General features: G+C 65.8%; 22 protein-coding genes and 1 pseudogene. 10 read left to right on the top strand and 13 right to left on the bottom strand.

Annotation, left to right across the window (positions count from 1 at the left end; translation table 11 throughout):
* Window positions 1–81: 81 nt before the first annotated feature.
* Together bufB and AC6IY7_RS05955 are read left to right on the top strand one after the other, a co-directional pair.
* The gene (gene bufB, locus AC6IY7_RS05950; RefSeq protein ID WP_497782156.1) at window positions 82–927 is read left to right on the top strand and encodes an MNIO family bufferin maturase; all 846 of its coding nucleotides are present in this window, start codon (window positions 82–84) and stop codon (window positions 925–927) included.
* Window positions 924–1,715 carry an HvfC/BufC family peptide modification chaperone gene (locus AC6IY7_RS05955; protein WP_497782157.1) on the top strand — a complete coding sequence of 264 codons (792 nt, stop codon included), beginning with the start codon at window positions 924–926 and terminating at the stop codon, window positions 1,713–1,715. The genes bufB and AC6IY7_RS05955 overlap by 4 nt, the downstream gene beginning before the upstream one ends.
* Before the next feature lie 112 nt (window positions 1,716–1,827).
* Here the strand turns inward: AC6IY7_RS05955 and AC6IY7_RS05960 are convergent, their stop codons facing one another.
* The 6 genes from AC6IY7_RS05960 to AC6IY7_RS05985 all read right to left on the bottom strand — a co-directional run bounded on the left by AC6IY7_RS05960 (window position 1,828) and on the right by AC6IY7_RS05985 (window position 5,928).
* Window positions 1,828–2,082, bottom strand: coding sequence for a Txe/YoeB family addiction module toxin (locus tag AC6IY7_RS05960; protein ID WP_497782158.1), 255 nt, complete (start codon window positions 2,080–2,082; stop codon window positions 1,828–1,830).
* Window positions 2,079–2,333: a type II toxin-antitoxin system Phd/YefM family antitoxin gene (locus AC6IY7_RS05965; RefSeq protein WP_497782159.1), complete on the bottom strand. Its 255-nt coding sequence runs from the start codon at window positions 2,331–2,333 to the stop codon at window positions 2,079–2,081. The genes AC6IY7_RS05960 and AC6IY7_RS05965 overlap by 4 nt, the downstream gene beginning before the upstream one ends.
* The gene (locus AC6IY7_RS05970; RefSeq protein WP_497782160.1) at window positions 2,273–2,563 is read right to left on the bottom strand and encodes a type II toxin-antitoxin system HicA family toxin; all 291 of its coding nucleotides are present in this window, start codon (window positions 2,561–2,563) and stop codon (window positions 2,273–2,275) included. The genes AC6IY7_RS05965 and AC6IY7_RS05970 overlap by 61 nt, the downstream gene beginning before the upstream one ends.
* Window positions 2,564–2,620: 57 nt before the next feature.
* Window positions 2,621–4,426, bottom strand: a complete 1,806-nt coding sequence (gene lepA, locus AC6IY7_RS05975) for a translation elongation factor 4 (RefSeq protein WP_497782161.1) — start codon at window positions 4,424–4,426, stop codon at window positions 2,621–2,623.
* Window positions 4,427–4,695: 269 nt separating this feature from the next.
* A complete protein-coding gene (locus AC6IY7_RS05980; RefSeq protein WP_497782162.1) occupies window positions 4,696–5,367 on the bottom strand; it encodes a hypothetical protein in 672 nt (223 codons plus the stop codon).
* 228 nt (window positions 5,368–5,595) lie between these two features.
* A complete protein-coding gene (locus AC6IY7_RS05985) occupies window positions 5,596–5,928 on the bottom strand; it encodes a monooxygenase system ferredoxin subunit (RefSeq protein WP_196407652.1) in 333 nt (110 codons plus the stop codon).
* A 122-nt stretch (window positions 5,929–6,050) separates the two neighbouring features.
* Between AC6IY7_RS05985 and cutA the strand changes: the two genes are divergently transcribed.
* The 4 genes from cutA to AC6IY7_RS06005 all read left to right on the top strand — a co-directional run bounded on the left by cutA (window position 6,051) and on the right by AC6IY7_RS06005 (window position 13,901).
* Entirely contained in the window at window positions 6,051–6,395 is a 345-nt protein-coding gene (gene cutA / locus AC6IY7_RS05990; protein ID WP_497782163.1) for a divalent cation tolerance protein CutA, read from the top strand.
* 113 nt (window positions 6,396–6,508) lie between these two features.
* Entirely contained in the window at window positions 6,509–12,118 is a 5,610-nt protein-coding gene (locus AC6IY7_RS05995; RefSeq protein ID WP_497782164.1) for a beta strand repeat-containing protein, read from the top strand.
* 95 nt (window positions 12,119–12,213) lie between these two features.
* Window positions 12,214–13,407 carry a divergent polysaccharide deacetylase family protein gene (locus AC6IY7_RS06000; RefSeq protein ID WP_497782165.1) on the top strand — a complete coding sequence of 398 codons (1,194 nt, stop codon included), beginning with the start codon at window positions 12,214–12,216 and terminating at the stop codon, window positions 13,405–13,407.
* Entirely contained in the window at window positions 13,404–13,901 is a 498-nt protein-coding gene (locus AC6IY7_RS06005) for an RNA pyrophosphohydrolase (RefSeq protein WP_497782166.1), read from the top strand. The genes AC6IY7_RS06000 and AC6IY7_RS06005 overlap by 4 nt, the downstream gene beginning before the upstream one ends.
* A gap of 9 nt (window positions 13,902–13,910) precedes the next feature.
* Here AC6IY7_RS06005 and lipB read toward each other — a convergent pair whose 3' ends face one another.
* Both lipB and AC6IY7_RS06015 read right to left on the bottom strand, forming a co-directional pair.
* Complete coding sequence (lipB, locus tag AC6IY7_RS06010) at window positions 13,911–14,639, bottom strand: lipoyl(octanoyl) transferase LipB (protein WP_497782167.1); 729 nt, start codon at window positions 14,637–14,639, stop codon at window positions 13,911–13,913.
* Window positions 14,640–14,696: 57 nt separating this feature from the next.
* Complete coding sequence (locus AC6IY7_RS06015; RefSeq protein WP_497782168.1) at window positions 14,697–16,463, bottom strand: hypothetical protein; 1,767 nt, start codon at window positions 16,461–16,463, stop codon at window positions 14,697–14,699.
* A 109-nt stretch (window positions 16,464–16,572) separates the two neighbouring features.
* Here AC6IY7_RS06015 and AC6IY7_RS06020 point away from each other — a divergent pair.
* Window positions 16,573–16,721, top strand: a pseudogene (locus AC6IY7_RS06020) (transposase); the annotation flags it as partial.
* Window positions 16,722–17,037: 316 nt separating this feature from the next.
* Here AC6IY7_RS06020 and AC6IY7_RS06025 read toward each other — a convergent pair.
* The 3 genes from AC6IY7_RS06025 to AC6IY7_RS06035 form a co-directional block, all read right to left on the bottom strand.
* Complete coding sequence (locus AC6IY7_RS06025) at window positions 17,038–17,310, bottom strand: hypothetical protein (RefSeq protein WP_497782169.1); 273 nt, start codon at window positions 17,308–17,310, stop codon at window positions 17,038–17,040.
* Between the two features lie 116 nt (window positions 17,311–17,426).
* On the bottom strand, window positions 17,427–17,666 hold the full coding sequence (locus tag AC6IY7_RS06030; protein WP_331935592.1) for a hypothetical protein: 240 nt from the start codon (window positions 17,664–17,666) through the stop codon (window positions 17,427–17,429).
* 144 nt (window positions 17,667–17,810) lie between these two features.
* Window positions 17,811–18,020 carry a cold-shock protein gene (locus tag AC6IY7_RS06035; RefSeq protein ID WP_497782170.1) on the bottom strand — a complete coding sequence of 70 codons (210 nt, stop codon included), beginning with the start codon at window positions 18,018–18,020 and terminating at the stop codon, window positions 17,811–17,813.
* A 273-nt stretch (window positions 18,021–18,293) separates the two neighbouring features.
* On the opposite strand from AC6IY7_RS06035, the gene AC6IY7_RS06040 reads away from it, so the two are divergent.
* Together AC6IY7_RS06040 and smc are read left to right on the top strand one after the other, a co-directional pair.
* A complete protein-coding gene (locus tag AC6IY7_RS06040) occupies window positions 18,294–20,051 on the top strand; it encodes a glucan ABC transporter ATP-binding protein/ permease (protein ID WP_497782171.1) in 1,758 nt (585 codons plus the stop codon).
* Window positions 20,052–20,291: 240 nt separating this feature from the next.
* Window positions 20,292–23,750, top strand: coding sequence for a chromosome segregation protein SMC (gene smc / locus AC6IY7_RS06045; RefSeq protein WP_497782172.1), 3,459 nt, complete (start codon window positions 20,292–20,294; stop codon window positions 23,748–23,750).
* A gap of 332 nt (window positions 23,751–24,082) precedes the next feature.
* Here smc and AC6IY7_RS06050 read toward each other — a convergent pair whose 3' ends face one another.
* Window positions 24,083–25,378, bottom strand: coding sequence for an O-acetylhomoserine aminocarboxypropyltransferase/cysteine synthase family protein (locus AC6IY7_RS06050; protein ID WP_497782173.1), 1,296 nt, complete (start codon window positions 25,376–25,378; stop codon window positions 24,083–24,085).
* 287 nt (window positions 25,379–25,665) lie between these two features.
* Between AC6IY7_RS06050 and AC6IY7_RS06055 the strand changes: the two genes are divergently transcribed.
* Window positions 25,666–25,854, top strand: coding sequence for a 4Fe-4S dicluster domain-containing protein (locus AC6IY7_RS06055; protein WP_018267040.1), 189 nt, complete (start codon window positions 25,666–25,668; stop codon window positions 25,852–25,854).
* 177 nt (window positions 25,855–26,031) lie between these two features.
* Here the strand turns inward: AC6IY7_RS06055 and AC6IY7_RS06060 are convergent, their stop codons facing one another.
* Complete coding sequence (locus tag AC6IY7_RS06060; RefSeq protein ID WP_497782174.1) at window positions 26,032–26,589, bottom strand: helix-turn-helix domain-containing protein; 558 nt, start codon at window positions 26,587–26,589, stop codon at window positions 26,032–26,034.

Here is a 26,589-nt window from a genome sequence, read left to right on the forward strand (position 1 = left end):
CGAAGCTGTCGATCGCGCCGTTCTCGACGCGATCGATTCTCGCGGCGGGGGCGACGCGAAGCAAGAGGTGGAGCGCGAGAGATGAGCAGACCCGCCCCGTTGGGACATGGCCTCGGACTGAGACCGATCTATTACGACGAAATTCTCGCGACGCGCCCGGCCGTCGACTGGTTCGAGATCATCTCGGAAAATTACATGATCGGCGGCGGCCGCCCGACCGCCATGCTGGAGCGCGTGCGCGCCGATTATCCGATCGTCATGCATGGCGTCGCAATGTCGCTCGCCTCGACCGATCCGCTCGATTTCGACTATCTGCGCGCGTTGAAAGCTCTCGCCGAGCGCATAGAGCCCGCCTTTGTCTCCGACCATCTCGCCTGGACCGGCGTGCATGGCGTCACGCTGCATGATCTGCTGCCCATTCCCTATACGCAGGAAGCGCTCGCCCATGTCGCCGAGCGCGTGATGCGCGTGCAGGATTTCCTCGGCCGCCGGCTCGTCGTCGAGAACGCTTCCACTTATGTCGCCTTTCGCGAATCCGAGATGAGCGAATGGGCTTTCGTCGACGAGCTCGCGCGCCGCGCCGACTGCCTGCTGCTGCTCGACGTCAATAATGTCTTCGTCTCCGGCTTCAATCACGGCTTCGATCCGAATGAATTCATCGACGCCATCGATCCGGAGCGCGTCGCGCAATTCCATATGGCCGGCCATACGGACAATGGCACGCATCGCATCGACACGCACGACCAGCCGGTCTGCGACGAGGTGTGGGCGCTCTATGAGCGCGCGCGGCGGCGCTTCGGCGACGTCTCCACGATGATCGAGCGCGACGATAATTTTCCGCCCTTCGACGAATTGCTGACCGAGCTCGGCCATATGCGCGAGATCGCCGCGCGCATAGACGCCGAAGGCGCGCGGAGCGCGGCATGAAGCTCGCCGATCTGCAGGCGATGTTCCAGACCGGCGTGCTCGCGGGCGCGGAGGATGGCGCGCGCATTCTCGAATCGGTCAAGAATTCGGGCCAGGCCGATCGCACCACTTTGTTCGGCGTCTATGTGAACGCCTATCGCGCGCGGCTCGCGGAATTCCTCGCCGCCGACTTTCCCGCGCTGCGCGCGCTCATCGGCGAGGAGGCCTTCGACGCGCTCGCCGACGCCTATATCGCCGCGCAGCCCTCGCGCCAGCGCAACGCCCGCTGGTACACGACGCGGCTTCCCGATTTTCTGCGTGAGAGCGCCGAGTGGCGCGACAATGCGCGGGCGATCGACCTCGCAATGTTCGAGCGCGCGCTCACCGACGCTTTCGATGCGCCCGACGCCGAGCCGCTGGCGATCGACGCGCTCGGCGCCTTCACGCCGGAACAATGGCCACGCCTCTCCTTCGCCTTTCACCCGAGCCTCATTCTGCTGGAGCTCGAGGCCGGCACGATCGCGACGCATGAGGCGGCGATGGAGCAGCAGGAGCTGCCTCCGCGCGACGAGGGGCGAGGCCATGCCGCTGTGTGGCGGGCCGATCTCGACTCCGTGCATTGCGAATTGGAGGCGGACGAATTTCTGGCGCTGTCGTTGGCTATGGAGGGCCACGCTTTCGGCGACATCTGCCAGATGGCGGCCTTCCGCGATTTGGACGACGCCTCGCCCGAGCGTCTCGCGCAAATGCTCGCCGGCTGGTTCCAGGAAGGGCTGGTGGTGGGCGCGGAGGTGCGCGAGGAGGAGTGAACGCTCGGCGCGAAATCCTTCTCCCGTTCCGGGAGAAGGCGGCCCTCGCGTCAGCGAGGGTCGGATGAGGGCCAATGCAGCTTCACGCCCGGAAAACGGAACTCGCCCGACTTCAATAATGATATCTGCACTGCGCGATGAGCAGGCTCTCGCCCTCGACGCGATAGACGAGCCTATGCTCGAGCGTGATGCGCCGGGACCACCAGCCGCGCAGATCGCCGCGTAGAGGCTCCGGCTTTCCCGCGCCCGCAAATGGCGTGCGCTGGCATTCCCTGATGAGCGCGTTCAGCCGTTCGAGAATTTTTGCGTCCTGCGCCTGCCAATAGAGGTAGTCGTCCCAGGCCTGCTCCGCGAAGACGCGCTTCATTCCGAGAGCTTGCGCTCTTTGCCCTCGCCGGCGTCGAGCTCGTCGATCGCCGCACGCAAACGCTCGGCGTTGCGCGGGCTCCTCGAGAGATGCGCGGTCTCCTCATAGGAGGCGAAATCTTCGAGAGAGATGAGCACGGCGGCCGGCTTGCCGCGGTCACGGGTGATGACCACGGGCTCGTGATCCTCGGTCACGCGGTCGAGCGTGGCCGCGAGATTCTTGCGAAGATCACTGTATGAGGTGGTGCGCATGGGGGGAGCATGTACGTGATTGCGTACCGCCGCAAGCCCCTCACAACAATTTCGAAAAGTCGTCTTCCGTCAGCCCGGCCTGAATAAGGATCATTTTCAGAAGCGGCCGCTTCACGTCGCCACCATGGAGGCACGACGGTCGTGCGTTTGGTTTCTGGATGGCGAAAGGTCGCATGACTGCCCTTTTGCCGCTGAAAGATGGTGAGAGGATAGGCCAAGGTTTTCAGCATAGGACGAATTGTAGCAGGTTGACGGACTCTTCCCAAGATAGGGCGCGTGATCGCGCCTCAATCCTCCATCTTCAGCGCCGCGATAAACGCCTCCTGCGGAATCTCCACGCGGCCGAACTGGCGCATCTTCTTCTTGCCTTCCTTCTGCTTCTCGAGAAGCTTGCGCTTGCGGGTCGCGTCGCCGCCATAGCACTTGGCCGTCACATCCTTGCGGAAGGCGCGCACCGTCTCGCGGGCGATGATCTTGCCGCCGATCGCCGCCTGAATCGGCACTTGGAACATATGCGGCGGGATCAGCTCCTTGAGCTTCTCGCACATTTGCCGGCCGCGCGAATCGGCGCGCGTGCGATGCACCAGCATGGAGAGCGCGTCCACCGGCTCGGCGTTCACCAGAATGCTCATCTTGACGAGATCGCCGACGCGATAATCGGTGATGTGATAATCGAAGCTGGCGTAGCCCTTGGAGATCGACTTCAAGCGATCGTAGAAATCGAACACCACTTCGTTGAGCGGCAGGTCATAGACCGCCATGGCGCGCTTGCCGACATAATTGAGATCGGCCTGCACGCCGCGCCGATCCTGACAGAGCTTCAGCACGGCGCCGAGATAATCGTCCGGCGTCATGATCGTTGCGCGGATCCAGGGCTCGAGGATTTCGTCGATCTTCACCACATCCGGCATGTCGGCCGGATTGTGCAGCTCGATCTCCTCGCCATTGGTCAGCTTGAGCTTATAGACGACCGAAGGCGCCGTCGCGATGAGATCGAGATCGAACTCGCGGCGTAGGCGCTCCTGAATGATCTCGAGATGCAGCAGCCCCAGAAAGCCGCAGCGGAAGCCGAAGCCGAGCGCGGCGGAGGTCTCCATCTCGTAGGAAAAGCTCGCGTCATTGAGGCGCAGCTTGCCGATGGCGGCGCGCAAATCCTCGAAATCCGCGGCGTCCACCGGGAAGAGGCCGCAGAACACCACCGGCTGCGCCGGCTTGAAGCCCGGCAGCGGCGCGTCGCATTGCTTCTTGTCCTCGGTGATGGTGTCGCCGACGCGTGTATCGGCGACCTGCTTGATCTGCGCGGTGATGAAGCCGACCTCGCCCGGACCGAGCGAGGCGACATCCTGCATCTTCGGCTTGAACACGCCGATCTTGTCGACCTCGTAATGGGCGTTTGTGCCCATCATGAGAATCTTCTGCCCCTTGCGCATCCGCCCGTCGATGACGCGCACCAGCACGACGACGCCGAGATAGGCGTCATACCAAGAATCGACGAGCATGGCCTTGAGCGGCGCCCCCTCATCGCCCTGGGGCGGCGGCAGGCGGGTGACAATCGCCTCCAGCACATCGGGAATGCCGATGCCGGTCTTGGCGGAAATGAGCACGGCGTTGGAGGCGTCGAGGCCGATGACGTCCTCGATCTGTTGCCGGATGCGGTCGGGCTCGGCCGCCGGCAGGTCGATCTTATTGAGAACCGGCACGATCTCGTGACCGGCGTCGAGCGCCTGATAGACATTGGCGAGCGTCTGCGCCTCGACGCCCTGGCTGGCGTCGACGACGAGCAGCGAGCCTTCGCAGGCCTTCAGCGAGCGCGAGACCTCATAGGCGAAGTCGACATGGCCGGGCGTGTCCATGAGGTTCAGGACGTAATCCTTGCCGTCCGCGGCCTTATAGTCGAGGCGCACCGTCTGCGCCTTGATGGTGATGCCGCGCTCGCGCTCGATATCCATCGAATCGAGCACCTGCTCGACCATATCGCGCGCGGCGACGGTCCCCGTCGCCTGGATCAGCCGATCGGCGAGCGTGGATTTGCCGTGGTCGATATGCGCGACGATGGAGAAATTGCGGATATTGTCGATTTTGCGCGTCGTCATGCGGCGGGGATAGCAGCGCCGGGGTGGGAAGGGAAGCGGATTTGACGGGAGCGGCCGCGCTCTGCTCCCTCCCCGCCCGCGCTCCACCAGACATGAGACGCCGCCATGGTCCGGGTTTTCCCGTCGCCCGCGCGCCTGCGCTCCTGCGGAGATTGGGCGGCCCCCGGCTCGCGCGAGGTCTCCCTCTCATGAAACGAGGTCTTCCTCTCATGAAAACGGCGCGCGCCCCGGGGGGCGCGCGCCTTCCGAAATGCGTTGGAGGGAAGCGATCAGCTCTGCTTCAAGCGCGTCTCGATCTCGCTCTTCGCCTTGGCGTAGAGCTCCAATACGCGGGGCTTCGCCCAGGCATAGGCCTCGACGATGCGCGGGGCGAGCCAGCGCAAAAAGCTCCCGGTCAGCCTGCCGACGGTCGTCGCCGCCTCGATGAAACGGTCGAACCAGGGCAGCGCCGCATGACCCTCGGGGATTTTGGCGCGCGTCCAGGCCACGGCGGCAATCGTCTTCTCGCGCGCGTAATCGGCGAATACGACGAGCGGGTCGGGCGAGCCGGCGGCGGCGAGCCTCTCCTTCAGATAGGCGATCTCGGAACCCGCCTGCGCGGCGAGCGCGGCGGCCTTCTCCTTCGCGCCATGGGCGGAGCCGAGCTCCACGCGCAGAGCGTCGAGCTCGGCGCTCAGCCGATCGCGATGCGCGGACGCGCCGTCGCGTTCGGCGACGACGGCCGAGACCGCCTTGTCCTTCTCCTCCGCCGCGGCGGTGAGCTGCGCATGCGCGGCGTCGAGCTCTTTCGACAGAGCGCTCGCCTTGGTGATGAGCTCGATCTTGTCGGAGGCGTGACGATCGCGCTCCGCCTTGATCGCCTCGAGTTGCGCGTCCAGGCTCGCGGCTTCGACGCCGTTCGACGCCTCCTCGGGGACGGGGGGCTGTTCGGACAGGTTCATCTCCTACCTCTCTTCGTGGCCTAGAGACGCATCCGGCGCGGAACATAAAGAATTTTGACGATTCGGCAAAAGCAGAATCGTCTCCATATGTTCGCGCCCGCTCACGGCCGATCTCGTCGATCTGCGCGCGCCGAACCGCACCTAGCGCTCGGCGCAATGAGATCAACCGCTTGTGAACTCACCTCGTTCGGGACGAATACGAGGCCGATCGAGCCCCCGCCGCCGCGCTCAGCGCTCGGCCAGGAGGGGCGTGACGCCATCCGTGTCGAGATAGATGACGCCGTCCTCGATCTTGACCGGATATTCGGCGAGCCGGCTTTCCTGGGGATGGATCGGATCGCCGGTGCGCAGATCCCATGTCCAATTATGGAGCGGGCAGGTCAAGACCTCCCCGTCGAAATCGGCGGTCTCCAGCGGCGCATTGGTGTGCGGGCACACGCCCTGGAAGGCCTTGATCTCCCCGCCGAAGGCCCAAGCCAGGATGATGACATGGGAATCGGCGATGACGAGCCGCATTTCGCCTTCGAAAACCGTGTCTTCCTTGCAGACCCTGGTGAACATGTCCTCAGCTCTCCGGATGTCGGCCGGCGCTCCGCCGCCGCTCGCGAAGCCCCAGCAAGAAAAGCGCCGAGCCGCCCGCCGGCCGCGTTGATTTCGCCCCGGGGCGCGCCCATAGTCCCGCCGTGAGCGGAAAAGAGCCGAAATTCTGCGTCGTCCAGACGACGATCGACAGCGAGGCGGGCGCCGAGCGGATCGCCCGCGCCCTTCTCGCCGCCAAGCTCGCCGCCTGCGTCCAGATTTTCCCGATCCGCAGCTTCTACGTGTGGGACGGCGAGACCCGCGCGGAGCCGGAGTTCCTCGTGCAGTCGAAGGCCCGCGCCGCCGATTACGACGCACTCGCCGCCGCCATTCGCGCCGCGCATTCTTATGAGGTTCCGGAAATCCTGCGCCTCGACGTTTCCGCCGGCGATCCCACCTATCTCGACTGGGCCGCGCGCGCCACGACGCGCGACGCCGCCGGCCGCTGAAGGCCCCGCCCAGCTTCACGCAAGCCACGACAGGCAAAGATCGTCACGCTGGCCGCCGCCGCGCCGCCGCGCGTCCGCCGGCTCGGGAAAGCAAGCGCGGAGCGGGGCCTGTCATGACGTCGATCTACTCGTCGCTCACGACCGCACAGATCGCCCGTCTCCCGACGACCATCATGAGTCAGCTCGAAACCTCCGACATAGAGGCTTTCGACACGACACAGGTCGCCGTGCTGACGGCCACGCAGATCAACTCTCTGCAGACGACCACGCTGCAGGCGCTGGTAACGACGCAGGTCGCGTCCCTGTCGAAATCGGCCATCGCCGGACTCGATCTGTCGCAATTTCAGTCGCTCGCCTCGAGCGACTTCGAATCCTTCACCACGACGCAGCTCTCGGCGCTCACCAGCACCGAGCTCGATGCGCTCGACACCACCGAGATCGGCAGCCTGACGACGACGCGCCTGCAGGCGCTGACCGCCGCGCAGATCGCGACTCTGTCGACGACCGAGCTCTCACGCTTCACGACAACGCAGATCGCCAGCCTCTCCTCGACTCAGGTGCGCGGCCTCACCGCGACCCAGCTCGACGCGCTGAGCCTCGATCAGATCATCGCGCTCCAGGTGAGCAATCTGAGCGCAGCGCAAGCGCGAGCGCTGAACGAGACCGACGTCGGCAATCTCACCACGGCGCAGCTCTCCTCGCTCTCGTCGACGCAGATCGGCTCGCTGACGACGACGGCCTTCGACAGCCTCTCGCAGACGGCGGTTCAGGCGCTGACGACGTCGCAGATCGCCGGCGTCGCCGCGACGCAGATCGCGGCGTTGACGACGACCGACCTCGGCGAATTCACCACGACGCAGCTCGCCTCGCTGTCATTGACGCAGACGCGCGGCCTCGCCACGACCCAGCTCACGGCGATGACCTCGACCGAGATCCAGGCGCTCTCGGTCGGCAATCTGTCCAATGCGCAGCTCGCCGGACTCGGCGCCGCTTTCGCAAATCTGTCGGATACGCAAGTCGCGGCGCTGGCGTCGACGCAGATCGCCGCTCTGTCCACGACGACGCTCAACGCCCTTTCGACGACGCGCCTCGGCGCGCTCACCGCGACGCAATTCGCGGGCCTCTCCGCCGCGCAGATCGCCGGCCTCTCCGATACGACCCTCGCCAATCTGACGACGACGCGCCTCGTCGCGCTCACGACGACGCAGACGCGCGGACTGACGGCGACGCAGCTCGCCGATCTCTCGACGACGGGGCTGCAATCTCTCGACGTCGCCGAATTCTCGGCCGCGCAATTTTCCGCGATGGATGCGACCACTTTCGGCGATCTCTCCTCCACGCAATTTTCAGCTCTCTCCTCGACGCAGATTCGCGCGCTGACGACGACGCTGCTGAACGCTTTGCCCGCGACGCTCGTCGCGAGCCTGACGACGACGCAGGTCAATTGGCTCACCGCCGCGCAGATCGCCGGCATGACGACGACGCAGGTCGACAATCTGACGACGACGCAGCTTTCCGCGCTCGCCACGACGCAGGCGCGCGGCCTGACGACGACGCAGCTCGCCGCGATGACGACGACGGCGATCCAGTCGCTCGCGATCGGCAATCTCACCGCCGCGCAAGTCGCCGCGCTCGTCTCGACCAGCGACGGACGATTGAGCAGCACGCAGGTCGCCGCGCTCGCCTCGACGCAAATGTCGGCGCTCTCCACCACTTTCCTCAATCTGCTGACCACGACCGAGCTGCAGAGCCTCACGACGACGCAGGCCGCCGCCCTCGCCTCGTCGCAGATCGCCGGGCTTTCCGCCGACACCATCGACAGGCTGACGCTGACGCAGCTCTCGGCGCTTACCTCGACGCAGGCGCGCGGGCTCACGACCACGCAGCTCGACGATATGACGACGAGCGAGATTCAAGCGCTGACGATCTCGCAGCTCTCCGCCGCGCAAATCGCCGGCCTCGGCTCCGCCGCTTTCGCCAATCTCTCCACCAGCCAGCTCTCCGCGATCACCTCGGCGCAGATCGCCGCGCTGACGACGACGCAATTCGACGCCTTCGGCGCGACGCAGATCGCCGGGCTGACGACGACGCAGCTCGCCGGTCTCAACGCGACCGAGCTCAACTCGCTCGAGACCACCCAGATCGCGGCGCTGAGCGCTGCGCAATTTTCCGCCATGCCCACGCGCGCCTTCGCCGGGCTCGCCGACACGCAGGTCGCCGCGCTGACGACGACGCAGCTTTCGGCCTTCGCCACGACGCAGATCGCCGCGCTCACCTCGACGGCCGTCACCGGCCTCACCAGCGCGCAGATCGCCGCGCTCGCCACCACGCAGATCGGCGCGCTGACGGCCGCGCAGACGCGCGCGCTCGCCGATTGGCAGATCGCGACATTGAGCACGACGCAGCTCGGCGCCTTGACGACAATCGACACGGCCGCGCTGACCTCGACGCAGCTCGCCGCGCTCACGCTCACGCAGATCGACACGCTCGCGACGACGCAGATCGCCGCGCTCTCGGCCGTCGCGATCGGCGGCTTGTGGCAGAGCCAGATCGCCGAGCTGTCGACGACGCAGGTCGCCGCCATGACCTCGACTCAGGTCAAGGCGCTCGCCGACACGCAGGTCGGCGCGCTCTCGGCCGCGCAGCTCGGCGCGCTCACCTCGACGCAGGTCGCCGCGCTCTCGACAAGCGGCTTCGGCGCGCTCACCTCCACCGCCGTCGCCGCTCTGACGACGACGCAGATCGGCGCGATCGGCGCGCTGCTGACCGCTGTGCTGTCCGACGCGCAGATCGCGGCGCTGAGCGCGACGCAGATCGGCGCGCTCTCGGCCGCCGCAATGTCGGGCCTCGGCGCGGCGCAGATCGCGGCGCTGACGACGACGCAGCTGGCGACGCTGGTCACGACGCAGATCGCCGCGCTCGCCACCACGGCGGTCGCCTCCATGTCGACGGCCGATGTCGCCGCTTTGGCGACGACGCAGGTCGCCGCGCTCACTTCGACGCAGATGCGCGCCATGTCGGATGCGCAGATCGCCGCTTTCTCCGTCACGCAGCTCGCGGCCTTGCAGAAGTCGCAGCTCGCCGCTCTGTCGACGACGGGCGTCGGCGGATTGTCGACGAGCGATATCGCCTCGCTCACCACGACGCAGCTCGCCGCTCTCACCACGGCGCAGATGAGCGTGCTCGTCGACACGCAGCTCGCGGCCTTGACCGCGACGCAGATCGCCGCTCTCGCCGCGACGCAGATCGCGGGCCTCTCCTCGGACGCTGTCGCGAGCCTCTCGACCAGCGTCATCGGCGCGCTCGCCACGACTCAGCTGCGCGGCTTCACCAGCCGTCAGCTCGGCGCGCTGACGCTCGGCCAATTGGGCGCGCTCACGACGACGCAGCTCGCCGCCATGACGACGACCGAGCTCTCCGGCCTCACCGACGCGCAAGCGGCGGCGCTGTCGACGACGCAGCTCGGCGCGCTCGCAGGCACGCAGATCGCAGCGCTCACCACCACTGCGGTCGCAGCGCTCACCGCCACCGAGATCGCCGCGCTCAGCACGACGCAGATCGGCGCGCTGACGACGACGCAGACCGGCGCGCTCAGCGCGACGCAGATTTCCGCCTTCGGCCTCGATCAGCTGGCGCGTCTGACCTCGACGCAGCTCTCTGGATTGTCGACCACCGCGATCGCCGGACTGACGCTCACCGAATTGCAGGCGCTGACCACGACGCAGCTGCGCGGCCTCACCGCGGCGCTCGTCGGCGCGCTGACCACCACCGAGCTCGCCGCGCTGGCGACGACGCAGATCGCGGCCCTCACCACGATCGAGCTGCAGGGCCTCACGCAGACGCAGGCGACGGCGCTCGCCGCCACGCAATTCGACGCGCTCGCCGCCACGCAGATCGCCGCGCTCTCCACTTCGGCGGTCAGTGGGCTGACGACGACGCAGTTGCAGGCGCTGAACGCGACGCAATTCGGCGCGCTGGCAGCGACGCAGATCGCGGCGCTGACCAGCGCGCAGCTCGCGTCGCTGAGCACGACGCAAGTCGGCGCGCTCACCGCGACGCAGGCGCGCGGCCTGACCTCCACCGAAATATCGCAGCTCGATTCGACGCGGCTCGGCGCGCTCTCGACGACGGCGATCAAATATCTGACCAGCACGGCGATCGGCGGCCTCACCGCCGCGCAGATCGGACTGCTGACGACGACGCAGCTCGCCAGCGTCACCTCGACGCAGATCGCCGCTCTCTCCACGACAGCGATCGCAGGGCTGAGCAGCGACGAAATCGGCGCGCTGACGACGACGCAGTTCCGCAGCTTCTCCTCGACCGGAATGGCGGCGCTGACGACGACGCAGGTGCTGGCGCTCACCTCGGCGCAGATCGGCCTGCTCACCGGCACGCAGATCGGCGGCCTCGCCGCGACGCAAGTGGCGGCGCTCACGGCGACGCAGCTCGGCTTGCTGAATGCGACGCAGATCGCCTCGCTCTCGACGACCGGCGTCGGCGGATTGACGCAGACGCAGGTCGGCGGCCTCGCCGCGACGCAATTTTCGGCGCTGACGGCCGCACAGATCGCGGCTCTGTCGACGACCGGCGTCGGCGGACTGACGACGACGGAGCTCGCCGCGCTCACCACGACGCAATTACAGAGCTTCACCTCGACGGAGATCGGCGCGCTCTCCGCCACGCAATTTTCCGCCCTCACCACCACGCAGCTGAAGACGCTCACCCCGCTGGAAATCTATGGATTGACCTCGACGCAAGTCGCCTCGCTGGGCACGGATCGGCTCACGGCGTTGAGCGCGGCGCAAATATCCTATCTCTCGACGACCGGCGTCGCCGGCCTGAGCCAGACGCAGATCGCCGCGCTGGCGGACACGCAATCGGCGGCGCTCTCGGCGGATCAGATCGCCGCCCTGTCGCCGACCGCGGTCGCCGGCCTCAGCACCACAGAGATCGCTTCGCTCACCTCGACGCAATTTTCAAGTCTCTCGGCCTCCGCCATTGCGGCGCTGACCTCGACACAGTTCTCGAGCCTCACCTCGACGCTGATCGGACTGCTCTCCGCGACCGAGCTCGGCGGGCTGACCGCGTCGCAAGCCGCCTCGCTCACCACGACGCAGCTCGCCGCATTCGACGCGGCGCAGATCGGCGCCGTCTCCTCGGATGGAATCTCCGGCCTCTCTGCCGCGCAGATCGCCAGCCTGACGACGACGCAATTCTCGGGGCTGCAAGCCACGCAATTCGCGGCGCTGACGACGTCGCAAATGCAGGCCGTGACCACGACGGAAATCGCGGCGCTGACCGATGCGCAGCTCGGCGGCCTGCTGCGTCCGCAATTGCGCGCATTGACGACGACGCAGGTCGGCGCGCTCACCACCGCGCAGATCTCCGCGCTGGCGACGACGCAGGTCGTCAATCTCACCACCACCGAGCTCGGCGCGCTCTCCGCGACGCAATTCAACGCGCTGACCTCGACGCAGATCGCCGCGCTCACGACGCAGCAGCTCGCCAATCTCGACGGCTCCGTCATCTCCGCCTTCAACGCGCGCCAGCTCACCGGCCTCACGACGACGCAGGTCGGCGCGCTGACCGCAACCGCCATCGCGGCGTTGACGACGACGGAGCTGTTGGCGTTGAACGGCAATCAGATCGCCGCCTTCACCACGCAGCAGATCGCCGGCATGACCACCGAGCAGCAGGCGGCGCTGGCGCAGGCCGTCTCGTGAGGCGACGCGCCGCTCGACGGCGGGGCGACGCCATTTCACAATGATCGAAACGCGCCGCGATTCGCGCGTTCGCAAAAGGGAGCCGCGCGCGGGCCATGACCGACGAATTGAACGAGCCGCTGGGCTCGAGCGAGCCGCGGGAGCCGCGTCGGGCGCCGCGCGCGCGCGGACGGGCCGCAACGATCTTCACGGCCGCGCTGCTCGGCGGCGCATGTCTCGCGGCGCTTTCGCTGGCGACGCGCGATCCTCACGCCGGCCAGCCCGTCGCCATTGCGCGCATAGAGATCGTCGAGCCGCCGGCGCCGGCGAGCGCCCCGGCGGAACATGCCTCCGTCGCCGAGCCCGACAAGCGCGCGGATGAGATCGCCGACATAGAGCGCCGCTCGGGCGTGAAGGTCACGCGCGGCGGCGGCGGCGAGCCGCCGGGCGCGCTCATCATAAGGCTCGACGAACAGCATGCGGCGCTGGCGCCCGCGCCGGACAAAAGGCTCGTCGAGAAGGGCCGGCTGCCCAAGATCGGCGCCGATGGCGCGAAGCCGATGGAAGTCTATGCGCGTCCCGCGACGATCAGCGCGCGTCTGCCCGCCGGCGCGCCGCGCATCGCGCTGGTCGTCGGCGGCGTCGGGCTCGATGCGCGGCTTTCGGCGAGCGCGATCGACGAATTGCCCGGCGCGGTCACGCTGGCGCTCGCGCCCTATGGCGCCGATCCCGAGAGCGTCGCGACGAGAGCGCGCGAGCGCGGCCATGAGATTTTGCTGCAAGCGCCAATGGAGCCCTATGATTATCCGCGTGAAAATCCCGGGCCGCATACGCTGCTGACGACGCGCGGCGCCGGGCTCGAGGATCTGCGCTGGCTGATGAGCCGCTTTTCCGGCTATATCGGCATTGTGAATTTCCTCGGCGCGCAATTCACCGCCGACGAGACGGCGCTCACGCCCACGCTGACCGACATCGCCGGGCGCGGACTGCTCTATCTCGACGACGGCACCTCGCCGCGTTCGCTCGTCTCGTCGCTCGCGCCGCGCGTCGCTCTGACGGCGGCGCGCGCGGATGTGGCGATCGAGGCGGGCGCCTCGGGCGAGGCGGTGGAGAAGGCCTTGACGCAGATCGAGGCGCTCGCCCGCCGCAACGGCCAGGCGATCCTCGTCGCCGGCGCGCTGCCGGCCGCGATGACGCGGCTCGCGCGTTTCGCGCGCGAGCTGGAGCGCAAGGGAATAGCGCTCGTCCCGCTGAGCGCGCTCGTGTCGCGGGTCGAGGACAAAGAGGCGCGAGCCGGACAATGGAAATGAGCGACGCGATCTACAGACCCTGCGCCGGCGTCATGCTGCTCAACCGGCAGGGGCTCGTCTTTCTCGGCCGGCGCTTCGCCAAGCGCGCCGATCCGGACGTGATCGACCATGAATGGCAGATGCCGCAAGGCGGCATAGACGAGGGCGAGGAGCCGCTCGCCGCGGCGCTGCGCGAATTGCGCGAGGAGACGAATGTGACCAGCGTCACCGTGCTCGGAGAGGCGCAGGATTGGTACAGCTATGATCTGCCGCCCACGGCGACGAAGCGCTGGAAAGGCAAATATCGCGGCCAGACGCAGAAATGGTTCGCGTTTCGCTTCGAGGGCGATGAGGCGGAGATCGACATAGAGCGCCCGGACGGCGGCCGCCACGAGCCGGAATTCGACTCCTGGCGCTGGGAGCGGGCGGCGCTGCTGCCCGAGCTGATCGTGCCGTTCAAGCGCGAGGTCTATGAGTGTGTGGTGCGCGATTTCGCGCATCTCGCCGGAAGCTGAGGCCCCGGCTCAGAGCGCGATCGTCGCGCCGAAAATGGGCTCGAAGGCGCGGCGCAGCGCGGCGTCGACAGCCGCCATATCCGAACCCTTGCCGAGATCGGCGAGGCTGGTGACGCTGAGATGCGCCTCACGCACGCCGCAGGGCGCTATGCCGGAAAAATGCGTGAGATCGGGCGCGACATTGAGCGCCAGACCATGGAAGGTCGTCCAGCGCCGCACGCGCACGCCGATCGCCGCGATCTTGTCCTCGGCCGGCTCGCCGAGAAGTCCCGCTTGCTTGTCCGGACGGCGCGTCCATACACCGACGCGATCTTCGCGCCGCTCGCCGACGACGCCGAACGCGGCGAGCGTTGTGATGAGCCAGGCCTCCAGCGCCGACACATAGGCGCGCAAATCGCGTTTGCGGCGCGTCAAGTCCAGCATCACATAGGCGACGCGCTGACCGGGGCCGTGATAGGTGAATTGCCCGCCGCGTCCTGTGCGATGCACGGGAAAGCGCGCCTCCAGGAGATCGGCCTCCTTGGCCGAGGTTCCGGCGGTGTAGACGGGCGGGTGCTCGATGAGCCAGACGCGCTCGGCCGCAGCCCCGTCGGCGATGCGCTCGACCAAGGCCTCCATCTGCGCAACGGCCGCTTCATAGGGAACGAGCCCGGAGGCGACGACCCATTCCACCGCTGGCGAGCCGGGCCGCGGAAGCAGAGAGACGGCGCAATCGTCGCGATGGAGCGGAGTGATCATGGTTCAGGTAGCCCGGCGAAGCATCATCTCAAATTAGGACGATGAATCCGAGCGCCGTCAAGACGATGCCGTCGGTTGGCGTCCATTGATCGTTCTATCGCGCACGTCTTCGAATATGCGGAAATACACTTGGCGTGCAAAGTGAATCGGGTCACAGACAACCCGCTCTTCGTCACTATGCACGTAACCGTCCATGGGCAGCAGCGAAACGCCATCGAAGCTCTTTAGGCGAATCGCGATTTCGCGATTGAAGTCCGCAATGTTGGTAAGGTTCTGCAGCGTTCCGTCGAGCGTGAGGACATACTCTGATGGCGCGAGGATAAACGCGCGCGACCCCTTAGGTAGTTCTTTCAGAGCACTCCCCATCGCCTCGCAGAACGCTTCGGCAGATGTCAAGTCATCAAAATCGTAGTTTTTCTGCACTTCGGCAATCGCCGAAACAAACGGGTGCGTCCCAAGGCGTTCGCTCACCTGATGTAGATCGCATTTGGTGAGGTCCCGTTCGCCAATAGGCCCGCCGAGCGGAACTCTGAAGCCGAGCGTCCGATGTCTATAGTTCATAAATAGAATGTCGGCCGCCATGGAGAACAACCATACCTCCGAGTCTCCGTTGCCTTTCTTGAGCGCCGTATTGAAATCAGCCTCCGTATAGCCGAGAGATTTTAGACTCTCAAGCTCAAGGTCGGTTGGCCCTTTTACTGATATCCTTAGCATTTGTGAAGAGTCGCAGCGAATGTGCATTCCATCTCGGATTGTCGTGAATTCTGTTACAATATTATCTGCGATGAGACCGAGATAATGTGCGACTACCTGTGTTTCGCACCCGCCTCTCACAAAAAATCTTATGTTTGTCTTATCTCTAATTTCATTACCATTTATATAGTTCGACTCCACCCCGTCCTGCTGCTGTATCCAGTCAATTTCAGCACTTGAATCTGTGATATCAGTCAATACGTCTCCCTGAATCTCTATGTAGGGCCGCCGGAGCCGTTGATATAGCCAAGTCTCCACCTGCATACCCAATGCAAGACAAGAAAAACAGTAATGTAAAAGCGATGATGGTCCTTCTATGTCCGTCCGATGCACATAAATACCGATAAAGCCATAATCGCCATAATTATCTACAACACGAATTAGCCCAGACTGAATCCAATGGCCCCCGATGAGGTTACGCAACTCTTTCTTTGCGGCATCCCGATCCTCGTGGAGGCGCCTCTTTGTAAAATTCAGACGATCAGTATCGTTTATTAAGTCTATTGCTAGATCGATATTATTCTCGATGTCGTGATCGATAATGACTCTTATTCCACTTTTACATAAAAAATCTCTCATGTCGGATGCAGTATTTTTATCTTTTGCTCTTTTCTCGAGAATTTTGTATTTCTCGAGGCGAGATAATGAACTATCATCCTTACCCTGGAATAGTGGCGATGTGGAAATGCTCGAAATTATTGATGGATCGGCCACCTGAATGCCCGGCGCCCATCTTTCGGCCTCGGCAAGGTTCATCGGGTCGTCGTCAATGAACAGAATGGTGGCAGGGCGCAATTGGGATGCCTCGACGATCGCTTTGATACGCCCGCCGATCGCGCTCCAATCCATCGAGGGGAAAACAAAAAAGTCCCAAATGCCCCGACCCTTCAGGATGCCTTCGACTTCGTCTTTGTTATTGCGCGAGCATATCGAACTAATTATGCCACGGCTGGCCAATTGTACAATTATTTCATGGTGGTCTTGAACATATTCATATCTACCTTCCGAAACTGTCCCGCGCCAGAAGGTGTCATCTAGATCCCAAATTACCAATCGAATATTTTCGAGCATATAGACCTCCATTTTGCAAGGCGGCACTTAAAGCCTATCCGCGAGGAGATTGGGTCGGATGAGGGGGGTGCAAGTTTATCAGAGCGACCTGATTCTGCCGGAGGTCGCAATGGGGAGCAACGAAAATCGGGGTCGCTTCGACCTTAGCAAATTGCGTTATCCGAGCGATCTGACCGACGACGGGTAGGCGCTGTTCGCGCCATTGACCCCGCCTGCGAGAAAGGGCGCCCGAAGCGCACGGCGCATTTGCGCGAAGTGGACGCTGATGCGCGTTCCCCGTTCAGCGCCGCGAGACGGCCTGCTCCGTCGCGCCGGCCTGCTCTCATTTTCCGCCCATCGAGCCCCTGCATTCGGGGCGGACGGCCGTTGGGCTCAGAGTCGAGACCCATGGTGGCATGAACAACGCGATGTAACTCATCGGCTCCCGAGAGGGCGCCGATGAGTCGCGCTGAAAGATCGCGCCATTCCTGCCGATCGAACGCGGGGCAGAGCGCGACGACAAGCGCTGGATCAACGTCATCATTCACTGCCCGCAGCGGCGAGGAAGAGCCGCAAGCCCCCCATCGCGTCGCCGCTATTTTTTCGCAGACCCTTCCCGCCGCGGCAGCGGAAATTCCGCGCTCTCGTAAAGTCCGCGAATGGCCGCGCCCGTATAGGTCGTCTCCGCCACCTCGAGCGAGCAACTGCCCAGCAGAGCGGGAGGCATGTCCTCAACGACGTAGCGAATCGCCTCCGCGGCTTGGGCGAAACGCCGGAATTCGATGGAGTTCTGGTAGGATCTCGTCCGCTTGGCGAAAATTTTGGACGAGAACAGCCCCGCTTCCATCGCGTAATCGAACTCGCTCATCGCTTTCTCTCCCTATCGTCCACGCTATTCGGCGCGAAATTCGATCACGGCTCCGCGCTGCGGCGCATGTGGACGAGACGACGCGAGCAACGCGCAACCTTATTTAGAGCGAGAAATTACCAGGCGAATTCCATTCCCGCTTCCGTCACGACACGTTCGAGACCGTCCCGGTCTCCTTTGATGACATATTGGAATCCCGCCCCGCTGTCCGGCAGCAGGCGCGTGATCCGAAAAGTTTCCTTTTCCGACCTCGCCCCGATCCGGTGATAGATTTGCGCGCCGAGACGAAACTTATGCGTCGGCGCCTCTTTGCGAAGCCGCTGATGGCGGGAGAGCTCATTCGAATGCGCGCTCATTGTCGGCCCTTTCGGAGTCGGCCGTTTCAAATGGAGTGCGACGCGCCGATCCCGAAGGAACGACGCGCCTCTATCGGGGACAGGGCCCCGCGCTCGCCGCCGGTACATCCGCGGTCGGCGAGCGGGGCCCGATCGCCAGAAGGATCAGGCGGCGGCCAGCTGATCGGCCGAAGATTTGCCGCTGCGCGAGTCGACGACGATCTGATAGGAGAGCTTCTGGCCTTCGGCCAAGCCGGGCAGGCCCGCGCGCTCGACCGCGCTGATATGAACGAAGACATCGGCCCCACCGGCCTCCGGCTGAATGAAGCCGAAGCCCTTTTGGGCGTTGAACCATTTTACGGTGCCGTTCTGCATGACTGGTCCTTTCGAAGAACGAGTGATTGGGCGTTCGCGAGACGCGACGCCACACATGATCGATGTTCTGGAGAGGAAGTCATATTGCCCGGGGCGCCAAAGGGACGCGAAAGCAGGATTCGTCCGGCCGAAACTCGATTAGAGGTTATTTGGTGCGTATGGACCCACAATACAAGCGTGGCCGCGGAAAATCCCGCAAAGCCTCCGCCTCGCCTTGCCTGCCCGCCGCGCCCGCTGTAGACGGCGCTATCGCCTCTCCCATTTAGTTCCCTCATGTCCGTCCTCGTCGTCTATCTCCGCGTCCTGGCGCAGCTGAAGCCCGAAAAGCGCCTCGCGGCGATCCTCGTCGCCGCCAATCTCGCCGTGGCCATCGCGCAATTCGCCGAGCCCATGCTGTTCGGCCGCGTCATCGACGTGCTCACCAAGGCGCAGGCGGCCGGGCAGACGCTCGCCTGGAGCGATCTCGCGCCGCTGCTCGCGGCCTGGTCCGGCTTCGGCCTCTTTTCCATCGCGGCCTCCGTGCTGGTGGCGCTGCACGCCGACCGGCTCGCGCATAGGAGCCGGCTCGCGGTGATGGCCGCCTATTTCGAGCATGTCCTCGATCTGCCGTCGAGCTTTCACGCCGGCGCGCATTCCGGCCGGCTGCTGAAGGTGATGCTCGAGGGCGCCTCCGGAATGGCGGGGCTGTGGCTCTCCTTCTTCCGCGAGAATTGCGCCTCTTTCGTCGCGCTCTTCGTGCTGCTGCCGGCGACGCTCTTCGTCAATTGGCGGCTCGCCCTGCCGCTCATCGCGCTGGTCACGATATTCGGCGCGCTCACCTCATTCGTCCTGCGCCGGACGCAGGAGTTGCAGAGCAAAGTGGAGGGACATCACTCCTCGCTCGCCGAGCGCGCGTCCGACGCGCTCGGCAATATCGCCGTGGTGCAGAGTTTTACGCGCGTGCAGAGCGAGACCAGCGCGCTGCGCCGCATCATCGACGAATTGCTCGCCGCGCAAATTCCGGTGCTCTCCTGGTGGGCGCTGGCGGCGGTGGCGAGCCGCGCCTCGGCGACGCTCACTTTGCTCGTCATCTTCCTGCTCGGCGCATGGCTGCATCTGCAGGGCCTCGCCTCCATCGGCGAGATCGTCGCCTTCATGAGCTTCGCCACAATGCTCATCGGGCGGCTCGAGCAAATGGTCGGCTTTCTCAACGTGCTGTTTCTGCTCGCGCCCAAGATCGCCGAATTCTTCTCCATCCTCGACACGCGCCCGACGGTCGCCGATCGCCAGGATGCGCGCGACATGGGCCGGCTCGAAGGCGCCGTCGCCTTCGAAAATGTGAGCTTCTCCTATGGCGGCGAGCGGCTGGCGCTGCGCGACGTCTCCTTCTCGGCGCGGCCGGGTGAGACCATCGCGCTGGTCGGCGCGACGGGCTCCGGCAAATCGACGACGCTCGGCCTGTTGCATCGCGTCTTCGATCCGGCGCAGGGCCGGGTGACGATCGACGGAATCGACATTCGCGACATGACGCTGACCTCGCTTCGCCGCAACATCGGCGTGGTGTTTCAGGAGCCCATGCTGTTCGCGCGCTCGATCGAGGAAAATCTGCGCGTCGGCAAGCCGGATGCGAACGAAGAAGAGATCGCCCGCGCCGTGGAGCTGGCGCAGGCGCGCGATCTCGTGGCGCGCCAGAGCGACGGGCTTTCGACTTTGGTGGGCGAGCGCGGCCGCACGCTGTCGGGCGGCGAGCGGCAGCGTCTCTCCATCGCCCGCGCGCTGCTGAAAGACCCGCCGATCATGATTTTCGACGAGGCGACCAGCGCGCTGGACGCCACCACCGAACGGCAATTGCAGAAGGCGCTGGAGGCGGCGACCGCGGGCCGCACCACTTTCATCATCGCCCATCGTCTGGCGACAGTGCGCCATGCGGACCGCATTCTGGTGCTGGATCGCGGCGCGATCGTCGAGAGCGGGACCTTCGACGGACTGGTGGCCAAAGGCGGGCTGTTCGCCGAGCTCGCGAAGGCGCAGTTCATCACCGCGGGGGCGTGATCGCCTCCCTCTCCCCACCCTCGCCCTCATGCTGAGGAGGCCGCGAAGCGGCCGTCTCGAAGCACGAGGGCGAGCTCCAGAAGGCGGCGCTGATGGTTTCCTCGTCCTTCGAGACGCGGCCTGCGGCCGCTCCTCAGGATGAGGAAACCTTCACCCGATCGCTCGCCGGGAGGCCCCGCCTCCACAACATATCGCGCCCCCGTTCTTGCCTTCCCCGCTATTTTGTGGCGCTCTTGCCCCATGAAATTCCAGCGGCTCCGACTTCTCGGCTTCAAGAGCTTCTGCGAGGCCACAGATTTCCTGATCGAACCGGGCCTGACCGGAGTCGTCGGGCCGAATGGCTGCGGCAAGTCCAATCTCGTCGAGGCCCTGCGCTGGGTCATGGGCGAGAGTTCCTACAAAAACATGCGCGGCTCGGGGATGGACGACGTCATCTTCTCCGGCGGCGGCTCGCGCCCGGCCCGCAATGTCGCCGAGGTCGGCCTCGTGCTGGACAATAGCTCCCGCACCGCCCCCGCCGCCTTCAACGACGCCGAGACCTTGGAAGTCACCCGCCGCATCGAGCGCGAGGCGGGCTCTACCTATAGGATCAATGGCCGCGAGGTGCGCGCCAAGGATGTGCAGCTGCTCTTCGCCGACGCCGCCACCGGCGCGCGCTCGCCGGCGCTGGTGCGCCAGGGGCAGATCGGCGAGATCATCTCGGCCAAGCCGCAGGCGCGCCGCCGCATTTTGGAGGACGCCGCCGGCGTCGCCGGTCTCCACTCCCGCCGGCACGAGGCCGAGCTGCGGCTGACCGCGGCCGCCGATAATCTCACCCGCCTCGAGGATGTGTTGAAACAGGTCGACGGCCAGACCGAGAGCCTGCGCCGCCAGGCCCGGCAGGCGCAGCGCTATCGCGCCGTCGCGGCGGAAATCCGCAAGAACGAGGCGCTCGCGGCGTTTATCGCGCATCGGCAGGCGAGCGAGCAGCTGAAGCTCGCCGAACGCAAGCTGGAAGAGGATACGAAGCTCGTCGAGGCGCGCACGTTGCAGCAGGCCGAGGCCGCGCGATTGCAGGCGATCGCCGCCTTCGAGCTGCCCAAGCTGCGCGACAAGGAGGCCGAGGCCGGCGCCACGCTGCATAGGCTGATCGTCGCCCGCGACGCGCTGGACGGCGAGGAGAAGCGCGCCAAGGAGCGCATCGCCGAGCTGACCCGCCACGCCGAGCAATTCGCGCGAGACGTCGAGCGCGAGCGCGCGCTGATCGACGACGCCGCCGAGGTGACGCAGCGGCTCGAGGACGAGCGCGGCGAGCTGGCCGAGCAGGACGCCATCGGCGCCGAGCGCGAAACGGAAGCGCGCGAGCGTCTCGCCGAAATCGAGGAGGCGCTCGCCCGCACCGAGGCCGAGCTCTCCGAGGCGCAGCAATCGCTGGCCGGCGTCAACGCCAAGCGCGGCGCGCTGGAGGCGGCGCTGCGCGAGGAGACGCAGCGCGTCTCCCGCTTCGAGGCCGAGCTGACCCGCGTCGAGACGGAATTCGCGCTGATCGCCGGCCAGGGCGGCGCGGTGGAGGAGGTGGAGCGCCTCGCCGAATCGCTGGAAATGGCCAGCGAAGCCGCCCGCGAGGCCGACGAGACCGCGCTGATGGCCGAGGAAGCGGCGATCGAGGCGCGCGAGGCGGAGAGCCTGTCGCGCCAGCCGCTGGCCGAGGCCGAGAAGCGCGCCGGACGTCTCGAGACCGAGGCGCGCACGCTGGAAAAGCTGCTCGAATCGGGCGGCGGCGATCTCTGGGCGCCGATCGTCGAGAGCGTCAGCGTCGAAAAGGGCTATGAGACCGCGCTCGGCGCCGCGCTCGGCGACGATCTCGACGCCTCCATCGAGCCCTCCGCCCCGGCCCATTGGGCGCTCACCTCCGGCGCCGACGACCCCGCTCTGCCGCCGGGCGTGCGCACGCTCGCCGAGATGGTGCAGGCGCCGCCGGCGCTGGCCCGGCGCCTCGCGCAGATCGGCGTCGTGCTGCGCAGCGAGGGCGCAGCATTGCGCACGATGCTGAAGCCCGGCCAGCGCCTCGTCTCCAAGGAGGGCGACCTCTGGCGCTGGGACGGATTCACCCAGGCCGCCGAGGCGCCGACGCCGGCCGCCCGCCGTTTGGCCGAGAAGAACCGCCTCGCCGACCTGCGTCTCGAGGCCGCCGCGGCGCGCGAGGCCGCCGACGCGCTCGCCGACGAGGCGCAGACGGCGCAGGAGCAGGCCCGCGCCGCCGCCCTCGCCGAAAGCGCCGCCCGCGAGGGGCAACGCCGCTCCCGCGCAGCGCTCGAGGAAGCGCGCGAGCGCCATGTCGTGGCCGAGCGCCGGCTCGGCCAGATCGCCCAGCGTCTTTCGGCGCTCGAGGAGGCCAAGGCGCAAATCCTCGCCAATCGCGACGAGGCGGCGATGAAGCGCGAGAGCGCCGCCCATGCGCTGGACGCTCTGGACGAGCCCGCCTCGCTCGCCGGCGCGGTGGAGAATGTGCGTTCCCGCGCCGCCGCCGAGCGCGCCCAGGCCGGCGAAGCGCGCGCCGCGCTGACCTCGCTGCGCCATCAGGCCGAGACGCGCGCCGCGCGCAAATCGGCGATCCTGCGCGAGAACGCCTCCTGGATGGAGCGACGCGACCGCGCGCAGGACCGCATATCGGAATTGGAGCGCCGGCTCGAGGATTCGCGCGAGGAGCAGGAGCGCATCGCCGATTCGCCCGAGACTTTCCTGCTTCAGCGCCGCAATCTTCTCTCGGCGATCGAGGAGGCGGAGGCCGCCCGCCGCGCCGCCGCCGATGCGCGCGCCACAGGCGAGACCGCGCAGGCGGAATCCGATCGCGCCGCCCGCATGGCGCTGGAGGCGATGAGCGCCGCGCGCGAGGAGAAAGCCCGCGGCGAGGCGCAGCTCGAAGCCGCGCGCCGCCGCTCGGCCGACGTCGAGCACGCCATCGCCATGGAATTGGAGAGCGAGGACCATTCGCTCGCCGAGCTCGCCGGCGTCACCGGCGAGGAGACGCAGCTGCCCTCCATCCCCGACATAGAGCGCAAGCTGGAAGGGCTGAAGACGGATCGCGAAAGATTGGGCGCGGTGAATCTGCGCGCCGAGGAGGAGCTCGGCGAGATCGAGACGCAGCGCGACAAGATGATCGCCGAGCGCGAGGATCTCGCCGAGGCGATCAAGAAATTGCGCGGCGCCATCGCCAGCCTCAACAAGGAAGGCCGCGAGCGCCTGCTCGTCGCCTTCGAGCAGGTGAACGCGCATTTCAAGGATTTGTTCAGCCTGCTGTTCGGCGGCGGCACGGCGGAATTGCAGCTCATCGAGAGTGACGATCCGCTGGAGGCCGGCCTCGACATTCTCGCGCGCCCGCCGGGCAAGAAGCCGCAGACGATGACGCTGCTCTCCGGCGGCGAGCAGGCGCTGACCGCAATGTCGCTGATCTTCGCGGTCTTCCTCACCAATCCGTCGCCGATCTGCGTGCTCGACGAGGTGGACGCGCCGCTCGACGATTACAATGTCGAGCGCTTCTGCGATCTGCTCGAGGACATGCGCAAGAAGACCGACACGCGTTTCGTCGCCATCACGCATAATCCCATCACGATGGCGCGCATGGATCGTCTGTTCGGTGTGACCCAGGCCGAGCGCGGCATTTCGCAGCTCGTCTCCGTCGATCTCGAGCAGGCCGAGAGATACGCGCAGGCGGTCTGAGGACGCGGGAGGCCCTCTCCCCCCTATCGAACGCACATATCCTCCTCGTCCCCACGACGTCCTGGCCGGGCTTGTCCCGGCCATCCACGCCAACGTGCGCCGCGGCGTCATAGAAGTTTGGCGTGACGCCGCAGCTCAGGCGGCGCCAGCCGGGGGACGAATCCGTCGATGGCGGGCGCTTTCCTTTGGCTTCTCCATCTGCTTGGCGTGGATGGCCGGGACAAGCCCGGCCATGACGGCCGATGTCTCGCGATGTGTGAATCCGATAGCGCTATTCGCGGGAGGGCCGGGGAGGGGGCGATTCCACGCCCTCTTTCACAATTTCCCGCGCGTCAGCTCGCCGCCTTCAGCGCCTGATCCAGATCGGCGAGAATATCGTCGATATGCTCTATGCCGATGGCGAGGCGCACATAGCCGGGCGTCACGCCGGTCGCGAGCTGCGCTTCCGGCGACAGCTGCGAATGCGTCGTCGTCGCCGGATGAATGGCGAGGCTGCGCGCATCGCCGATATTGGCGACATGATAGAAGAGCTTCAGCGCATCGATGAAATTGCGCCCCGCCTCGAGGCCGCCGGCGAGCTCGAAACCGACCAGCGCGCCATATTTGCCCTTCAGATATTTGTCGGCGCGCTCGCGCTCCGCGCCGCTCTGGCGCGAGGGATGAATGACTTTCGTGACCTCGAAGCGCGTCGAAAGAAAATCCGCGACCGCCTGCGCATTGGCGACATGCCGCTCGATGCGCAGCGGCAGCGTCTCGACGCCCTGCAGCGTGAGGAAAGAATTGAAGGGCGAAGGCGCTGAGCCGAGATCGCGCAGCAATGTCGTGCGCGCCTTGATGATATAGGCGACGGGGCCGAGAGGCTTGACCGCCTCCACCCAGACCGCGCCGTGATAGCTCGCATCCGGCGTGTTGAGCGCAGGCTGACGCTCGGGAAATTTCTCCCAATCGCAATTACCGCCGTCGATGATGGCGCCGCCGATCGACGTGCCATGGCCGCCGATATATTTGGTCGTCGAATAGACGACGATCGCCGCGCCATGCTCGAGCGGCTTCACCAATAGCGGCGCCGCGGTGTTGTCGGCGATGAGCGGAATGCCATATTCGCGGCCGATCGCCGCCACTTCCGCAATGGGGAAGACGGTGAGCTTGGGATTGGGCAGAGTCTCGGCGTAATAGGCGCGCGTGCGATCATCGGTGGCGCGTCGAAAATTCTCCGGATCGCTCGGATCGACGAAGCGCACCTCGAGGCCCTGGTCCTTCAGCGTGTTGGCGAAGAGATTCCAGGTGCCGCCATAGAGATCGGTGGAGGCGACGACATTGTCGCCGGCGCGCGCCAGATTCTGCAGCGCAAAGGCCGAAGCCGCCTGTCCCGAGGAAAGAGCGAGCGCCGCGACGCCGCCCTCGAGCGCGGCGAGACGCTCCTCGAGGATGGAGGTCGTCGGATTGCCGATGCGCGTGTAGATATTGCCGAGCTCCTTCAGCGCGAAGAGATCGGCCGCATGCTGCGAATCGCGGAACTGATAGGAGGTCGTCTGATAGATGGGCGGCGCGACGGCGCCGGTCGCCGGATCGGAACGCCAGCCGGCGTGGAGGGCCAGGGTCTCGGGATGCTTGGTGTCGACAGGCATTTCCGTCCTCGTTCTTTTATCGCGCATCGGCGCGTTCGTGGGGCGCGCATTCACGCATTCTCGGGGCGCAGATTCTCGGCGGATTAAACCGGATTATTAGTCTACGAGCAATGTGGGGTTTCGAACCGTCGCCGCCCTGCGTCGGCGCGACGATCCGCCGCGAGCGGAAGCGGCCCGCACCCGCCGCGGGTAAATTGAAACGATTCTTGCTTACCCCCATCTGTCGCGTCGAGACGCGCGGCGCCTTTCCACGGGAGCCGCGCCCCAGCACAATCGGGGAGAGCATAATGGCCTTGAAGATCATCGCTTCGCAATGCACGGTTTGCGGAGCTTGTGAGTTCGACTGTCCCACCGCCGCCATTCGCATGAAGGGCGACACCTATATCATCGACCCCAAGAAGTGCACGGAATGCGACGGCGAGTCTCCGCATTGCGCCGAGGTTTGTCCGGTTCCCGACACTTGCGTCCCTGCGTGACGCCAGACGCGACACATTCGTCGACGCGAGCAGCCCTCCCCGGCGGAATTTCCCCGGGGAGAGGCGGAAGCGTGTTTATTTTCTGCGGCTTGGCACGCTAGCGCGCCACCGCCTTCAGCGCCGCATTGCGAACGGCCCGGCCCATCGAGTGACGCTCTCGCCATTCGGCGAAGCCTCCTATCTCCGCAGGACCGCCACGAGATAACGGCACGGCTCGGAAGCGGCGTTCAGATAGGTCACGTCCTGCGGCTCGCCGAATCGAAGGCGGTCGCCGACGGACAGGAGATGGTCTTCGTCGCCCTCCCGCAGACGCAGCTCTCCCTCCAAAATCCAGACGACATGCCGGCGGTCCTTATAGGCGCTCGCCGGGAAGAATACGCTCCGGCCGGCCGGCAAAGTGATCTCGACCAATTCGAAATCCACTCCCGGATCGACGAAAATCTGCCTGCGCAGGTAATCCGTCTCCGGGTCGCGCCAGATCGGCTGGCCGTCGGCGCGCAGCAGACGCGCAGGAGGCGCCGCCCGCTCGAAATTCAGCAATTCGGCCAGCGTCAGGCCGAAGGCCGCGGCGACCCGGGCCAGAGTATTCGCCGTCGGGCTCGCTTCGACGCGTTCGATCTTGCTCAGCATCGCCTTGGAGACGCTGGAACGCGCCGCGAGCTCCGCGAGCGACCAGCGGCGGCCCTCTCGTTCTTCGCGGACGCGGTTGGCGAGAGCTCGATCGACACTTTCCAT

Source organism: Methylosinus sp. is20ea, assembly GCF_059718135.1.

What these genes read in the sequence shown, in the direction of transcription:
- AC6IY7_RS06035 (WP_497782170.1), bottom strand. Translation starts at nt 18,020, where the DNA reads ATGCAGAACGGCACCGTAAAATGGTTCAACGCCCAAAAGGGCTTCGGC.
- AC6IY7_RS05980 (WP_497782162.1), bottom strand. Translation starts at nt 5,367, where the DNA reads ATGAACCTGTCCGAACAGCCCCCCGTCCCCGAGGAGGCGTCGAACGGC.
- bufB (WP_497782156.1), top strand. Translation starts at nt 82, where the DNA reads ATGAGCAGACCCGCCCCGTTGGGACATGGCCTCGGACTGAGACCGATC.
- AC6IY7_RS06030 (WP_331935592.1), bottom strand. Translation starts at nt 17,666, where the DNA reads ATGAGCGCGCATTCGAATGAGCTCTCCCGCCATCAGCGGCTTCGCAAA.
- AC6IY7_RS06015 (WP_497782168.1), bottom strand. Translation starts at nt 16,463, where the DNA reads ATGCTCGAAAATATTCGATTGGTAATTTGGGATCTAGATGACACCTTC.
- AC6IY7_RS05965 (WP_497782159.1), bottom strand. Translation starts at nt 2,333, where the DNA reads ATGCGCACCACCTCATACAGTGATCTTCGCAAGAATCTCGCGGCCACG.
- AC6IY7_RS05985 (WP_196407652.1), bottom strand. Translation starts at nt 5,928, where the DNA reads ATGTTCACCAGGGTCTGCAAGGAAGACACGGTTTTCGAAGGCGAAATG.
- smc (WP_497782172.1), top strand. Translation starts at nt 20,292, where the DNA reads ATGAAATTCCAGCGGCTCCGACTTCTCGGCTTCAAGAGCTTCTGCGAG.
- AC6IY7_RS06025 (WP_497782169.1), bottom strand. Translation starts at nt 17,310, where the DNA reads ATGAGCGAGTTCGATTACGCGATGGAAGCGGGGCTGTTCTCGTCCAAA.
- AC6IY7_RS06005 (WP_497782166.1), top strand. Translation starts at nt 13,404, where the DNA reads ATGAGCGACGCGATCTACAGACCCTGCGCCGGCGTCATGCTGCTCAAC.
- AC6IY7_RS06040 (WP_497782171.1), top strand. Translation starts at nt 18,294, where the DNA reads ATGTCCGTCCTCGTCGTCTATCTCCGCGTCCTGGCGCAGCTGAAGCCC.
- AC6IY7_RS05995 (WP_497782164.1), top strand. Translation starts at nt 6,509, where the DNA reads ATGACGTCGATCTACTCGTCGCTCACGACCGCACAGATCGCCCGTCTC.
- AC6IY7_RS06000 (WP_497782165.1), top strand. Translation starts at nt 12,214, where the DNA reads ATGACCGACGAATTGAACGAGCCGCTGGGCTCGAGCGAGCCGCGGGAG.
- AC6IY7_RS05970 (WP_497782160.1), bottom strand. Translation starts at nt 2,563, where the DNA reads ATGCTGAAAACCTTGGCCTATCCTCTCACCATCTTTCAGCGGCAAAAG.
- AC6IY7_RS05960 (WP_497782158.1), bottom strand. Translation starts at nt 2,082, where the DNA reads ATGAAGCGCGTCTTCGCGGAGCAGGCCTGGGACGACTACCTCTATTGG.
- AC6IY7_RS06050 (WP_497782173.1), bottom strand. Translation starts at nt 25,378, where the DNA reads ATGCCTGTCGACACCAAGCATCCCGAGACCCTGGCCCTCCACGCCGGC.
- AC6IY7_RS05955 (WP_497782157.1), top strand. Translation starts at nt 924, where the DNA reads ATGAAGCTCGCCGATCTGCAGGCGATGTTCCAGACCGGCGTGCTCGCG.
- lipB (WP_497782167.1), bottom strand. Translation starts at nt 14,639, where the DNA reads ATGATCACTCCGCTCCATCGCGACGATTGCGCCGTCTCTCTGCTTCCG.
- lepA (WP_497782161.1), bottom strand. Translation starts at nt 4,426, where the DNA reads ATGACGACGCGCAAAATCGACAATATCCGCAATTTCTCCATCGTCGCG.
- AC6IY7_RS06055 (WP_018267040.1), top strand. Translation starts at nt 25,666, where the DNA reads ATGGCCTTGAAGATCATCGCTTCGCAATGCACGGTTTGCGGAGCTTGT.
- AC6IY7_RS06060 (WP_497782174.1), bottom strand. Translation starts at nt 26,589, where the DNA reads ATGGAAAGTGTCGATCGAGCTCTCGCCAACCGCGTCCGCGAAGAACGA.